The sequence below is a fragment of the Petroclostridium sp. X23 genome (genome assembly GCF_030013905.1).
Lineage (GTDB): Bacteria > Bacillota > Clostridia > SK-Y3 > SK-Y3 > X23.
Window position 1 is genome coordinate 2,647,983 of sequence record NZ_CP124862.1, and the last position, 13,857, is coordinate 2,661,839.

General features: G+C 38.8%; 13 protein-coding genes. 6 read left to right on the forward strand and 7 right to left on the reverse strand.

Features of this window, described 5'->3' with window-relative positions; translation table 11 throughout:
* The first annotated feature begins 9 nt into the window (after nt 1–9).
* On the forward strand, nt 10–1,437 hold the full coding sequence (locus QKW49_RS12615) for a glycogen/starch synthase (RefSeq protein WP_282867906.1): 1,428 nt from the start codon (nt 10–12) through the stop codon (nt 1,435–1,437).
* A 178-nt stretch (nt 1,438–1,615) separates the two neighbouring features.
* Nucleotides 1,616–4,048, forward strand: a complete 2,433-nt coding sequence (locus tag QKW49_RS12620) for a glycogen/starch/alpha-glucan phosphorylase (RefSeq protein ID WP_282867907.1) — start codon at nt 1,616–1,618, stop codon at nt 4,046–4,048.
* Between the two features lie 83 nt (nt 4,049–4,131).
* Here QKW49_RS12620 and glpX read toward each other — a convergent pair whose 3' ends face one another.
* Together glpX and cysK are read right to left on the reverse strand one after the other, a co-directional pair.
* The gene (glpX, locus tag QKW49_RS12625; protein ID WP_282868137.1) at nt 4,132–5,121 is read right to left on the reverse strand and encodes a class II fructose-bisphosphatase; all 990 of its coding nucleotides are present in this window, start codon (nt 5,119–5,121) and stop codon (nt 4,132–4,134) included.
* 483 nt (nt 5,122–5,604) lie between these two features.
* A complete protein-coding gene (cysK, locus tag QKW49_RS12630) occupies nt 5,605–6,507 on the reverse strand; it encodes a cysteine synthase A (protein ID WP_282867908.1) in 903 nt (300 codons plus the stop codon).
* A 417-nt stretch (nt 6,508–6,924) separates the two neighbouring features.
* Here cysK and QKW49_RS12635 point away from each other — a divergent pair, with 417 nt between their 5' ends.
* A complete protein-coding gene (locus QKW49_RS12635) occupies nt 6,925–7,503 on the forward strand; it encodes a TIGR00730 family Rossman fold protein (RefSeq protein WP_282867910.1) in 579 nt (192 codons plus the stop codon).
* 256 nt (nt 7,504–7,759) lie between these two features.
* Here the strand turns inward: QKW49_RS12635 and QKW49_RS12640 are convergent, their stop codons facing one another.
* Nucleotides 7,760–8,182 (reverse strand): rhodanese-like domain-containing protein, encoded by a 423-nt coding sequence (locus tag QKW49_RS12640; protein WP_282867912.1) that lies wholly within the window; start codon nt 8,180–8,182, stop codon nt 7,760–7,762.
* A gap of 241 nt (nt 8,183–8,423) precedes the next feature.
* Here QKW49_RS12640 and QKW49_RS12645 point away from each other — a divergent pair, with 241 nt between their 5' ends.
* The 3 genes from QKW49_RS12645 to QKW49_RS12655 all read left to right on the forward strand — a co-directional run bounded on the left by QKW49_RS12645 (nt 8,424) and on the right by QKW49_RS12655 (nt 9,690).
* A complete protein-coding gene (locus tag QKW49_RS12645) occupies nt 8,424–9,134 on the forward strand; it encodes a L,D-transpeptidase family protein (RefSeq protein ID WP_282867913.1) in 711 nt (236 codons plus the stop codon).
* Between the two features lie 83 nt (nt 9,135–9,217).
* Complete coding sequence (locus tag QKW49_RS12650; RefSeq protein ID WP_282867916.1) at nt 9,218–9,406, forward strand: small, acid-soluble spore protein, H family; 189 nt, start codon at nt 9,218–9,220, stop codon at nt 9,404–9,406.
* Between the two features lie 95 nt (nt 9,407–9,501).
* Complete coding sequence (locus QKW49_RS12655; protein WP_282867917.1) at nt 9,502–9,690, forward strand: small, acid-soluble spore protein, H family; 189 nt, start codon at nt 9,502–9,504, stop codon at nt 9,688–9,690.
* A gap of 184 nt (nt 9,691–9,874) precedes the next feature.
* Here QKW49_RS12655 and QKW49_RS12660 read toward each other — a convergent pair whose 3' ends face one another.
* The 4 genes from QKW49_RS12660 to QKW49_RS12675 form a co-directional block, all read right to left on the reverse strand.
* Nucleotides 9,875–10,666, reverse strand: coding sequence for an aldolase/citrate lyase family protein (locus QKW49_RS12660; protein ID WP_282867918.1), 792 nt, complete (start codon nt 10,664–10,666; stop codon nt 9,875–9,877).
* A 43-nt stretch (nt 10,667–10,709) separates the two neighbouring features.
* Nucleotides 10,710–11,363 carry an aspartate/glutamate racemase family protein gene (locus QKW49_RS12665; RefSeq protein ID WP_282867924.1) on the reverse strand — a complete coding sequence of 218 codons (654 nt, stop codon included), beginning with the start codon at nt 11,361–11,363 and terminating at the stop codon, nt 10,710–10,712.
* A gap of 26 nt (nt 11,364–11,389) precedes the next feature.
* The gene (locus tag QKW49_RS12670; RefSeq protein ID WP_282867925.1) at nt 11,390–12,217 is read right to left on the reverse strand and encodes a sugar phosphate isomerase/epimerase family protein; all 828 of its coding nucleotides are present in this window, start codon (nt 12,215–12,217) and stop codon (nt 11,390–11,392) included.
* Between the two features lie 99 nt (nt 12,218–12,316).
* Complete coding sequence (locus QKW49_RS12675; RefSeq protein WP_282867926.1) at nt 12,317–13,852, reverse strand: tripartite tricarboxylate transporter permease; 1,536 nt, start codon at nt 13,850–13,852, stop codon at nt 12,317–12,319.
* Nucleotides 13,853–13,857 lie beyond the last annotated feature (5 nt).

Sequence of the window (13,857 nt, forward strand, 5' to 3'; positions counted from 1 at the left end):
ATGACATCAATGAAAATACTTTATGTTGCTTCTGAAGCGTACCCCTTTACTAATGAAAATTTACAAGCTGGTACCGTACATCACCTATCTTCGGAACTTAAAAAACAAGACATAGACATTAGGGTTATTATGCCCCATTACGGCAGCATTCCAAATGATATCAAAGAAAAAATGTCATGGAAAAAAAGCTTTACAGTCCCTCTTGGATGGAGAAACCAGTTTTCCGATCTGGAAGAGTTAAAATCTGAGAATATCCGTTACTATTTCATTGAAAACCAGCACTACTTTAACCGCAAGAACCTATACGGGTATGATGATGATGCAGAACGTTTTGCTTTCTTCTGCCGTGCGGTTTTAGAGGCGCTCCCTTTGATTGGCTTTCAGCCCGATATCATTCACTGTCACGACTGGCCTACGGGAATGCTTAGCGTTTTTTTAAAAGCTCATTATGCCAAACATCCATTTTATAAAAATATTCACACCATATTTACCCTATATGGCTTAAAAATCCAAGGCATATTCCCTCGGGAAATTCTTGACGATCTGCTAAGTCTTAATGAAGAATACTTTACATTGGACGGTTTGGAATTTTATGGTCAGGTAAACTATCTCAAAGGCGGAGCCGCCTATTCCGATATCATTACCACTGTTAGCGAGCATTACGCACAAGAAATACAAACACCATTTTTGGGTGAAGGCCTGGACGGTTTTTTTAAGAAACACAGCGAAAATATTTTTGGAATTTTAAATGGATTAGATTATACCCAATATGACCCTGCCTCCGATCCCTATATTTTTGTTAACTATCAACGGTCATTAAAAAAGAAGGCAGAAAACAAGAAAAAACTCCAAGCCTACCTGAACCTTCCTGTGGATGAAAATATTCCGCTGATATCCGTGATTTCTCCTCTAACATGCACAAAAGGAGTAGATATCATTTCTTATAATCTTGAGACACTTGTATCAAAAAATATTCAAATGATTATCTCAGGTCAGGGTCCGGAACAATTCGAAGCACAATTAAGAGATTTTTCCGCTAAGTATCCCGATAAAATCTCTGTTATTCTTTCCGAAAGCAATGCCCTCACTTATAAAATATATGCGGCATCGGATATTTTGCTATTCCCGCCCCTATGCGAACCCTATACGCCCCATATATTCGCCGGATTAAGATACGGGGCTGTCCCGGTCGCCAGTGATACTGGCTGTTTAAAAGATGTGGTACACCCCTTTCATGCGGATTCCCAAGAGGGTACGGGCTTTATATTTTCAAACAGCAGTCCTGACAGCATGATAGAAGCACTAGAACAGGCTCTGGATTCATATCATGATAAAGATACCTGGAATAAGATCGTTAGCTCCGCATTAAAAACCCGGTTAAATTGGAATGATACCGCACAACAGTATTTAACTCTTTATCATTCACTATCAAGTTGAATTAAATAATTGGATATTGCAAGTCAACGGAACGCCACGGGGGGCGTTCCCTACGAATTGTAAATCATGTATGAATGGAATTTGGTGTTCTATGTAGGGAACGGCCCCTGTGCCGTTCCGACTCAAATCTTTAATTCAACTTATATATCAAGCTGATTCTCAAATTTGGAGGTAATGTATGTTCAAAAATAAAGAAACGTTTAAGGAAGCTTTTATTGAAAAATTGGCTACTGTCCACGGAACCACTCTTGATCTAGCAACAGATATGGAAAAATATACCGCACTCGGAAACCTGATACGTGACTACATCACTCAAAAATGGATAGAAACCAATAACCAATATATGAAAAACAATCAAAAGGAAATGTATTATTTCTCTCTAGAGTTTTTATTGGGAAAGCTTCTCGGCTCCAATCTCTTAAATTTGGGGATTGCCGATGCATGTAAAGAGGTACTGCAAGAACTGGATATTGACCTTGATATGATTGAAAATATGGAATCGGACGCGGGACTAGGCAATGGCGGACTTGGACGATTGGCAGCCTGTTTCCTCGACTCCCTCGCCTCTCTTCAATTACCCGGACACGGCTGCGGAATCAGGTATAAATACGGATTGTTTGAGCAAAAAATCGTAGACGGATACCAAGTTGAATTACCGGATAACTGGCTCAAGTTCGGAAATGTGTGGGAAATCCGCAAGCCTGACAAAGCTGTAGAAGTCAAATTTGGCGGTAATATAAGAACTGAAATATCTGACGGCGACATGGTTTTTATTCACGAAAATTACGATAGTGTCCTCGCCGTCCCTTATGATACTCCTATTGTAGGATATGAAAACAACACGGTGAATACCCTGCGCTTATGGAGTGCCGAACCGTCAACAAAGGATTTTGACTTTTCGTCTTTTAGCCGCGGCGATTATATGAAAGCCGTAGAGTATAAATATTCGGTTGAAGCGATTTCACAAGTTCTCTATCCTGATGACAGCAACTTTGAAAATAAGATATTGAGACTGAAACAGCAGTACTTTTTTGTGTCTGCAGGTCTGCAAAGCATTATACGAAGATACAAGAAAAAGCATAAAAACTTCTTCTCTTTCGCCGACAGGATAGGAATACATATTAATGATACCCACCCTGTATTGGCCATACCTGAATTAATGCGTATTCTTATGGATGAAGAAGGGTTGGGTTGGGATGAGGCATGGCGTATTACCACGTCCACCATTTCTTATACCAACCACACCATTATGTCGGAGGCATTGGAGAAATGGCCTGTAGATGCTTTTAAATCCCTCCTCCCCAGAATCTTTATGATCATAAATGAAATCAATGAACGGTTCTGCAAAGAGGCTTGGAATAGATATGCCGGTGACTGGGATAGAATCCACCATATGGCGATTATCGCAGACGGATATGTGAAAATGGCTCACCTTGCCATTGTCGGAAGCTACAGTATTAACGGTGTAGCTAAGCTGCACACCAAAATACTTAGAAAAGAAGTGATGAAGGATTTTTATGAATTTTTTCCTTACAAGTTTAATAACAAAACCAACGGGATTACCCATCGGAGATGGTTATTAAAAGCCAACCCCTCTCTTGCATCCCTCATCACCGATACCATCGGTCCAAGTTGGGTCCAGCATCCTCATGATCTGATAAAACTGACCAGATATGCGGATGATGCTTCGGTACTTGAAAAGTTATACAAGATAAAGATGGAGAATAAACAACTGCTTTCTTCGCTAATCAAAAATAAATACGACATCACCCTAGATACGGCATCTATATTTGATGTGCAAGTAAAACGTATACACGCGTATAAAAGACAATTACTGAATGTATTTCACATTATGGACCTTTATAACCGGCTTCGTGAAAACCCTGACTTGGATATTGCACCGCGTACCTTTATTTTTGGAGGCAAAGCAGCACCTGGCTATTATATCGCGAAATTATCCATTAAACTCATAAACACCCTCGCCTCCATCATTAACAATGATAAAACGATTAAAGATAAAATCAAAGTAGTATTCTTAGAAAACTATAACGTGTCGCTTGCGGAGAAGATCTTCCCCGCTTCGGACGTGAGCGAGCAGATTTCCACAGCCAGCAAAGAAGCATCGGGTACGGGAAACATGAAATTCATGATGAACGGTGCTATAACTATCGGTACTATGGATGGAGCCAATATAGAGATCACTGAAGAAGTAGGAAATGAAAATATCTTTATATTGGGACTTACTTCAGATGAAGTGCTGAATTTTTATCGTTACGGCGGATATAACGCATGGGATATATATAACAGCGATGCTAGAGTCAAGATGATCCTCAACCAAATGATCAACGGCTTTTTACCGGATGAAAAGGAACAATTTAGGAATATCTTCAATTACCTTTTATATAACAATGATGAGTACTTCGTTTTGAAGGATTTTGCTTCTTATGTTGATACACAAAACAGGCTGGAGCAAAAATTCAAGAATAAAAATAAGTGGTATAAGATGTCAGCTAATAACATTGCTCATTCAGGCAAGTTCTCCAGCGATGGAACGATACATGAATATGCGGTAGGGATATGGAAGATTGACCCAACGCATATTAGTGAATAGCTAATAGTGAATAGTGAATAATTAATAGTTAATAGTTGTTAATGTACAATGGACATTATTCGTCGTCCATTGTACATTTTTTTCTAGATGTTTGTTTCCAATTTCAGTTCTTTTGACGGAATAGTTTTATATTGCAGATTGTGGTCGGTCTGTATATACCGCATGGTCTTAGTTTTATTTCTCATTACCAGTGAGTGGGAAATAGCTTTGGAACCGGTAAATTTTATGCCCGGAAGCAAGTCGCCATCTGTAATGCCCGTACACGCAAATATGATGTTCTTCCCTTTAGCCAGTTCTTTTGCAAAATACACTTTATTGATATCATAACCACTGGAAACCACTTTTTCCATTTCCTGCTCATCTTTAGGAACCAGCTTTATCTGCATATCACCGTCCATGCATCGGATAGCTGCCGCAGCCAATACTGCTTCCGGCGCTCCTCCGATCCCAAGATATAAGTCAATCCTTCCATCATCCATGCAGGTTGCTATTGCAGCAGCGACATCCCCATCTGGGATCAGCTTTATGCGGGCACCACATTCCCGTATTTCACGAATACTCTCTAGATGTCTTTCGCGGTCTAATATGGCTACCGTTAGCTCATGAACTGTTTTATTAAGCTTGGCGGCAGCAACTTTCAAGTTTTCCCTTATGCTGCAATTAATATCTATAAATCCTTTCAATTTAGGTCCATACGCCAGTTTTCTTACATAGAAGCAAGGGAGATAAGCGATAGAATCCTTTTCCCCTACCGCAATCACTGCCAAAGCATTGGGAAGTCCATTCGCTACAAGACGGGTCCCATCAATAGGGTCCACTGCAATATCTACTTCAGGTGTATTTTCCATCCAGCTTCCTACCTGTTCCCCAATATACAGCATTGGAGCTTCGTCCTTCTCTCCTTCACCAATAACAATTCGACCTTTAATGTCCAATAAATCAAGCATGCCTCTCATCCCGTCTACAGCTGCTTTATCCGCATTATTTTTATCTCCGTTTCCCATCCATCGACTTGCCTTTAGTGCAGCAACCTCTGTAACTCTCACCATATTTAGAGAAATCTCTCTTTGCAAATCCAAATAGAACCCCCCATTTAGTTATTTTTTGCCATATATTAACTTTGACTACTCTCATTATATTCTTATATGACATCTTTAGTCAAGAAAACTGCATTATTTTAAATATTAAAATAACTTCATAAAAGTCATGAAACAAGTTATAAAATTAATATATTAAATATGGGAGGGATGCAAAATGCACAAAGAACAGGAAACAGTGTACATTTCAACTAAAATATTTGATAAGGAGGGTAAGAAAATCGAGGAAACCGTATATGAGATCTCAATAAAAGACCGGTAGAAGCAAACAAATTCTAATATTTCCTATAAGGTTGTTTACACATCATTATATTTTATTTCTGGTGCTAACTACTTATATTTAACCCTGTAATTTGCTAAAGTATATATCTTGCGAGTTTTTGTAGGGCGGCCATTGGTCGTCCGCTAACATTACATTACCCAATAGGGACGCGCAATGCGCGTCCCTATAATTTCAGCTTAGAGCAGCGAAGTACTAAAGTATCTTTCTGCCCGATCCGCAAGAACAGTAGCAATCACTTTATCTTCACCGTATTTATCTGCCAGATATTGCGCTGCCCAAGCATTGGCACCGGACGATGTTCCTACAAGCAGCCCCTCAACCCGTGCCAGCAGTCTTGCAGTTTCAATGGCATCATCGTCAGTAACTTCTACTACCTCATCTATCAGAAATGTGTCCAATACAGGAGGTATAAATCCATCCCCTATTCCCTGTATCTTATGAAGGCCAGGCTCATCTCCTAAAAGCGCGGAAACGTTTTTAGGTTCCACTGCCGCTATTAAACATTTTGGGTTTTTTTCTTTTAAATATCTTCCCACACCACCCAATGTTCCTCCGCTTCCCAATCCTGATACAAAGATATCTACCTTCCCGTCCAACTGATTCCATATCTCAGGTCCGGTAGTAAGATAATGAATCTTAGGATTATCAGCATTTTCAAACTGCTGTGGCACAAAAATAGATGAATCCTGAGCAGCACGCTTTTTAACTTCCTCAACCGCACCTCCGATGCTCTTTTCAGCGGGTGTTAGTACTAATTCCGCTCCAAATGCAGCTATAATTTTTTTTCTTTCTTCACTCATATTTTCCGGCATTACCACAACAACGCGGTAGCCTTTCTGAGTACCGGCAAACGATAATCCGATACCGGTATTTCCCGACGTAGGTTCCATAATGGTCATCCCAGGTTTTAAGCTGCCCCGCCTTTCAGCTTCTTCAATCATAAATTTTGCGATTCGGTCCTTTATACTTCCACCAGGATTAAGAAACTCCGCCTTGGCAAAGATTTTTTTCTTTGACATTTTCTCAAGAGAGATCATAGGTGTATTACCAATCATATCAAGAATAGATTTGCTATTCATACCGTACTCCTCCTTAATAATTATAGATTCAAAAATCAAGCGGATGTAATGCTATAATATTTATTCCATTGTAGCTTACTTATAGATTTAAACTTGTGCTATATTATATTACTTATCCATCCTCAAGTTCCTTTATAAGTTAGAAATACTTTCCTACATTACAAAAAAATTATTATATGCAATCATATGATAGATATTCATACCTATCGCATACTAAAAATAGCAAAAACGACTTAGTATTTATAATATATTAATATTATCTCAATAAATAAGTCAATAATATTTAGGAAGGAATTTGGTACAATAAGTAGAATATATTTATGTATAATAAAGCTAAAATAACATGGGTGACTATAATGCACTCATTGTTACACATATAGAAAATAATAACATCACCATTTTTAGGAGGAGACGAATATGACAGTTTCATTAAGCAAAATATGTATCTTTTGTGGCTCGAGTTTTGGAAAAAATACTCAATATAAGGAACAAGCGCAAAAACTCGGAAAGCACTTGGCACTGAATAACATCGAGCTTGTTTATGGCGGTGGCAACGTCGGGCTCATGGGCGAACTCGCGCGTTCGGTATTGGAAGGAGAAGGGAAAGTCACGGGAGTGATTCCTAAAAAGCTGTATGATATGGTAGATCATGTTGAATTGACCGAACTTCATATCGTTGATAATATGCATCAAAGAAAAGCAAAAATGTATGATCTCGCTGATGGCTTCATCGCTTTACCCGGTGGGATCGGAACCCTTGAAGAATTAGCCGAAGTATTTACCTGGTATCAATTAGGCTATCATCAAAAACCGGTTGGTATTTTAAATATAAATAATTTTTTTGACAGTCTGATGAAATTTCTAGGGCACATGACACATGAAGGGTTTTTGAAACATGAACATGAAGAAAAACTTATTATTGCTAATACCGCAGAAGAGTTAATTGATAAAATGTTACATCACCAGGCGGTAAAATTAGATAAATGGGTTAAATAGAGTTGGATTAAATAAAGAGTTCATGATGATTGACTTGCGATCTAGATCTTACCAGCCATTACAGAGTCTTTTACGGAAATTAGAATCAATCATTAAATTCATAAACCTCATCACAAAGTTTATAAATCTTAAAAAACCTGTAATGATGTTGGCACAATCATCATGAACCCTATGCACTTATTTTATCCCGGCAAACAAATATTATGTTAAGTAAATTTTGGCTTGAAATTTGAGATCAGCCTTCCTTCTTTCGTCCTTAATCTCCTTTTTCTATATCATAAGGCCAATCTTGGATACCTCCTAAATCGTATATGTTTGTATAGCCAAGGCTCACAAGTATCTCAGAAGCATTTGCGCTTCGTCTTCCACTTCTGCAATATACGAAAATGACGGTATTTTTATCCGGAATTTTATCTTGCATTTCTTTCTCAAGAATCTCTAAAGGAATGAGCACACTTTGAGGGATATGTTTCTCTTGATACTCTTCTTCTGTTCTAACATCCAATAAAATAATCCCCTCTTCTTCCTCTAAACGTTGTTTCGCTTCGGAAGGAGAAATTTTTTGATATTTATTGCTATTCTGTGTACTTTTATTTCCGGTATTTAATCCTTTATTTGCACATGCGACAAAAGAAGCACTCATTATAACCACCATAAACAATACTGTTATTCTGTTCATAAAAACCTCCTAAATAACGCTAATATGTTCATATTAATTATACCTAATCGATCTATTCTTTGCTATAATCAATGTTTTCCTTATTATTTAACAGAACTTCAATAAAAAAGCCAATTATTGCAATTCCTACCCCATTGTTAGCGATTCAAACAATAGTACTACAAATACATGAATTTTATATTCTATTTTTTAAATCTTTAAATACAATATAGAAGATATACTTTGTTTTGAGGTGATCTTATTGAAGAAAATCAACCCTATTCTATTGATAGGTCTTATATTATTCATCTCTGCAGTAGCTTTCAAAGATATTTATACAAAAAAAGATTATTTCAATTGGGAAGATGAACAGCAATCTACTTTCTTACAAAAAAATCCATATGAAATATATATTGATTTATCGGAATATCGTCTATATCTTTTTAAAGATGGTGAAGTTGTTAAGAAATACCCAGTTGCCGGAGGAAAGGATGCTACTCCTTCTCCTTTCGGGGTATGGAAAGTGGCCGATAAAGGTGAATGGGGAAAATGGTTTGGCGGACATTGGCTTGGACTGAATGTTCCCTGGGGTACATACGGGATCCATGGCACTACCCGCCCAAGTTCCGTTGGCCGCAGCGCCTCCCATGGTTGTATTCGCATGTTTAATAAAAACGTAGAAGAACTATGGAAAATAGTTCCTCAAGGCACCCCTGTCGTAATCACAAATGGTCCTTACAGTCCTTTCGGACTCAATCCCCGCATTATCCTACCCGGGGACAGAGGGTCCGATGTCCTTCATGTACAAATGATATTAAAGAAAAATGGCTTTTATAAAGGCGCGCTGGATGGTGTGTATGGCGATGGTATGAAATCCGCCGTATTTGCTATGCAAAAGAAAAACGGAATTGAGCCTCATAACGAAATAGATAAGCAAACCTTAAAAGCACTAGGTATCTTTCGATTTGAATAGAAAATTTTCCCTATGCTTTTGATCAGTTATAAACAAACTTCGTCTTTCATATAATAATATTAAATTTTATAGGAGGCGATGATATGCAGTTGGAAAGAGCAAGGGAAATATATTTTTCACCTAACACGATTGAAGTTTTACATGCAGGAAATCCGGTATGGATTACACACTTGCACACAAACAATAACAATGTTGAAGTCAAAAATATTACAAATGATTCTATCATAGAAGTACCAGTATGGGAACTTTCTGAAGGGAGAGCACTAGGATAGATCGTACAATTTATCCATTGCTTTTTCTCATTGCTTATAAACAGCCTGTCCTTTACATATACTAATACTAAAATTTAAAGGAAGGAGGTAACTATATGCGATTCGAAAGAGCAAAAGAAATCTTTCTCTCCCCTTCCACCATTGAAGTACTTCATGGAGACGACCCTGTATGGATTACACGCTTAGATAGCGAGCAGCAGAGTGTTGAAATAAACAATCTAACCAGTGACACCACCTCTGAAGTTCCTGCTTCTGAGCTTTCAGAGAGAACCATCTTAAGCTAAAAATGATGCTGCAACTGCAGCATCATTTTTAGCTTAAGATTCAGATCGGCTATTCAGTTCAGCAAGACCAAGAAAAAATACAAGATTCTTCTAATAAAACAAAGGAGCATCAATAATCTGTTAAAATTATTGACGCTCCTTTAGACTTGAACTCTCTACATAATATATTTTTTATCACTTCACATCAATCTTCCATTACCTTCCTGACAATATTCAAAGTCCCTCTTGCTGACTGATCCAAAAAGACCGTATCAATACCTAATGCAATAAATGTGAATCCATCATCTAATGCTTTTTTTATAGAACAATCCGTTGGCTTTACAATATGAATCCCCGCAGATTTTCGGTGTTTTTTACAAACATGTACCACTTTATTACATGCTTCTATCATTAGCGGATGTGAAGTTTGTCCGGTAATTCCATATGATCCACTCATATCATAAGGTCCGATTAACACCCCATCAATGCCTTCTACCGCAAGAATCTCATCTATATTTTCCACTGCTTGTTTTGATTCAATCATCACCACAACGGCTATATCCCTGTTTGCGCTTTCGGCATACTCATCAAAGTCCACACCCCAATTATTCGCTCTAAAAAACGAGAACCCTCGCACACCAATAGGCGGAAATTTAGACGCCAATACAGCTTTTCGGGCTTCTTCGGCAGTGTTCACCAACGGAACAATCACTCCTTGCGCACCTGCATCAAGCACCTGCCGGATAGCAAGGGTATTGTTTTCCCTTACTCTGGCCATTGGTACACTTCCTCTACCATACATCCCTCTCACAAGATTTGAAAATACTTCAATATCAATATCAGAATGCTCACAATCAGCCGCAACCCAATTAAATCCAGCATTCGAGAATATTTCAGCCACCACCGAACTACCTATTTGTATCCATGTACCCAATGTAACTCGTCTTTGAAGCAATGCTTTTCTTACAGGATTTTTTATTTGCTCGATATCATTCATTATAGTCACTCACTTTTAGTTTTTTATATAACAACGTCCCAAATTATCTACATAATGTATTTTTCAACTGTTCAATACAATACTTCGGACTGGATACTGCCGTACAAGCGCAAATTTCTGCTATTTCTTCTTCCAAATGAGCCATAGACGCCTGGGCCAATATGATAACATCCTGTCCTTTGATTTCCGAAGCCCTTCTTTTGACATCTTCGTCATGAAACTGCTGATCTCCTGCTTTAATGGCGATATACGCCTCCGGACAAACCTCTACGGATATCTCAATTTCTTTATTTAATTTTTTCGCTTCACTTAGAAGCTTTGTTTTGGTTGGACCGATAGTACTATCGGCAGTTGCAAGAATTGTGATCCTTGTTCCTAATTCCACGGCTTTAATTATCATCGCTTCGTCGATGGTAATCAAAGGTACTTTAATAAAAGGTCTTATTTTTTCAACCGCAGGCGACAACGTAGAACAAGTTACTACAATGGCATTCGGTTCTATCATCTCAGCACATTTTATAATGGATAGAAGCCTATTCATATTATCTATGGTGAATACACCCTTTTCTGCGGGATCACTAGCAAGATATTCATCCACCGTATTGACGATTTTAACATCGTTTATTACTTCTTTTATTTTACCTGCAAAAGTGGCATAAACACTGGGTACTGTGTGAACTAAAGATACTTTGTACATCTTTCTCCCCCCTTACAATTTTATGGTTATTCATAAATTTTATTTAAAATCGGTCTTAAATGCTTGATGGCACCCTGTGCCGCAGCATCTTGATCCGGTATTTGAAATATCTCTGTACAGAAGGCGCCATCAAAACCTACATCCTTAAACGCGCTAATGATTTTTTCAAAATCCAATCCGCAGTGCCCCGGATACCTTCTATTATTATCCGCTAAATGCACATGAATATTATAATCAGCATATTTTTCGATTTCTTTAAACATATCTTTTTCCTCTATATGCATATGAAATACGTCCATCATGATTTTAAAATATTCATTATCTACATCATTTACTACCTTTACCGCTTCTTCAATGGTATTAATAAAATTCGTCTGCATCAAAGTCACATTTTCCAATGCAATCTTTACATCCTTCTTCCCGGCATAGTCACTGATATCTTTAAATGCATCAATCGCATATGCATAAGAACCCTCCTTGGGGAGTGCGTCACAAAATTGCCCTCTCACCCTGCCGATATTGATATAAGCTCCTAAAGCCGCTGCAAAATCTATAATGCCTTTCACCCTTTTACGAGCTTCAGTGCGTACACTTTCATCTTTGTCCATAAATGAAAGCTTTAACTGTCCAAAAATTTCTCCGGTACATACCAGCGCAACATCCAAATTGTTTTTGTCCGCCAGGGTTTTTACCAACTCCCAATCCAACTCAGAAGGATTCAATGTCATAAGTTCAACACCATCATATCCAAGTTCGCTTAGTCGTCCGAAGCTATCTTCAAGTTCACCCTGAAACGCGGTAACTGCCGGGGATATTGCGACATCCGGTGTTGCAACCTGATAACACAACTTCATGCGTCCACTCTCCTTGATCGTTTATTATTATCAACATATTCATCCATACTTGCTAAATATGTTTAATGATTCAAATATCTTTACTCTACCCAAAAATAATCACTGTTCGATAGCGGTCTTTCCTTTATGCAGTACTTTAGTTTTTATCCATGCAAAAAGCTTATCGGTTACTTTTAATTGACTTAATATCGCATATACGATCATACACACAACAATTAATGCGATAGGTCTTGTAAAGAACGGTGCCAAACTTCCTCCCGATGCTTGAAGAGTACGGCGGATATTGGTATCCGCAAGAGGCCCTAAAATAATCCCCAAAACAACAGGCGCTGCCGGATAATTCATTTTTTCGAATAAGAATCCGATAATTCCGAATACAAACATAACATACAGATCAAAGGTATTGATATTCAATGCATAACTGCCAATGATAGAAAGCACGCCTACGATGGGCATCAAAATGAAAGTAGGCACTTTTACAACTTTAGGTGCAAATTGACAAGCAATCCATCCATATATCCTCATCGTAAGCGCAGCAAGCAGCAGCAGCGCGCTCATTTCTGCAATGAAGTTCGGAAATTCAAAAGTAAGCATGGGACCCGGTCTAATTCCGTGCAGCCATAATGCTCCCAACAACACGGCAGTCGGAGCACTTCCGGGGATAGCAAGGCTTAAAAGCGGAATTAATGCTCCACCTATCGCAGCATTATTTGCCGTCTCTGCCGCAATAACACCTTCATAGGAACCTTTGCCGAATTCTTCACTTTTTTTACTGGTTCTCCTGGCCGTATCGTAGGACAACCATGCCGCAACATCTTCTCCTACGCCAGGTATTGCACCTACTCCGGTCCCAATTAATCCCGACCTTAAGATGGTAGGAAAATAATCCTTAATCATTCTAAAGATGCCCGGCCCTTTTCCTTTGCTTACCTCGGCTACTTTTGCAGCACCACCTTTATTTGACAACTCAGATAGCAAACTGGGAATCCCAAACATCCCAATCATAGCCGGAACGAAAGCGACTCCCCCCATCAAACCTACAACATCAAAAGTATATCGCGGATAACCAAAGATCCCTTCAAAACCTATACATGATGCAGCCAGACCTATGAACCCTCCTATCCAACCTTTCAAAGGAAGACCCTGAGCGGTGAGAGAACCGCAGATTAGAACACCAAAAATCGCAAGCAGTGCATATTCTGCAGAAGTAAAATTCAATGCCAGCTTTTGAAGCAGCGGCGTAAATCCCGCAAGACATACCATACCGAATAATGAACCTATAAAAGATGCAATAGTAGCCAAACTCAATGCAGTTCCACCTTCACCCCGCATAGCCAGCGGCTGCCCGTCCAGTACCGTAGCTGCCGCCGAAGCTGTACCAGGTATACCGATAAGAACCGCAGAAATAGATCCACCATAAATGGCTCCAACATAAATGCCCAGCAAAACGATCAGAGCCGCTTCAGTCGGCAGCCCATATGTCAAACCCGTAAGAAGCGCGATACCCATCGTAGCAGATAATCCCGGCAGCGTACCGATAATGATTCCCGCAATAGAACTTACCGATAGTAAAAGTATATTTTGTACTGTTAAAAATTTAAAAAACGCAACAAACAGAGCTATTATTTGCTCCATAGCCT

Excerpts from the sequence above, each read along its gene's own strand:
- QKW49_RS12615 (WP_282867906.1), top strand. The coding sequence starts at position 10 with ATGAAAATACTTTATGTTGCTTCTGAAGCGTACCCCTTTACTAATGAA.
- QKW49_RS12620 (WP_282867907.1), top strand. The coding sequence starts at position 1,616 with ATGTTCAAAAATAAAGAAACGTTTAAGGAAGCTTTTATTGAAAAATTG.
- cysK (WP_282867908.1), bottom strand. The coding sequence starts at position 6,507 with ATGAATAGCAAATCTATTCTTGATATGATTGGTAATACACCTATGATC.
- QKW49_RS12635 (WP_282867910.1), top strand. The coding sequence starts at position 6,925 with ATGACAGTTTCATTAAGCAAAATATGTATCTTTTGTGGCTCGAGTTTT.
- QKW49_RS12640 (WP_282867912.1), bottom strand. The coding sequence starts at position 8,182 with ATGAACAGAATAACAGTATTGTTTATGGTGGTTATAATGAGTGCTTCT.
- QKW49_RS12650 (WP_282867916.1), top strand. The coding sequence starts at position 9,218 with ATGCAGTTGGAAAGAGCAAGGGAAATATATTTTTCACCTAACACGATT.
- QKW49_RS12655 (WP_282867917.1), top strand. The coding sequence starts at position 9,502 with ATGCGATTCGAAAGAGCAAAAGAAATCTTTCTCTCCCCTTCCACCATT.
- QKW49_RS12660 (WP_282867918.1), bottom strand. The coding sequence starts at position 10,666 with ATGAATGATATCGAGCAAATAAAAAATCCTGTAAGAAAAGCATTGCTT.
- QKW49_RS12665 (WP_282867924.1), bottom strand. The coding sequence starts at position 11,363 with ATGTACAAAGTATCTTTAGTTCACACAGTACCCAGTGTTTATGCCACT.
- QKW49_RS12670 (WP_282867925.1), bottom strand. The coding sequence starts at position 12,217 with ATGAAGTTGTGTTATCAGGTTGCAACACCGGATGTCGCAATATCCCCG.
- QKW49_RS12675 (WP_282867926.1), bottom strand. The coding sequence starts at position 13,852 with ATGGAGCAAATAATAGCTCTGTTTGTTGCGTTTTTTAAATTTTTAACA.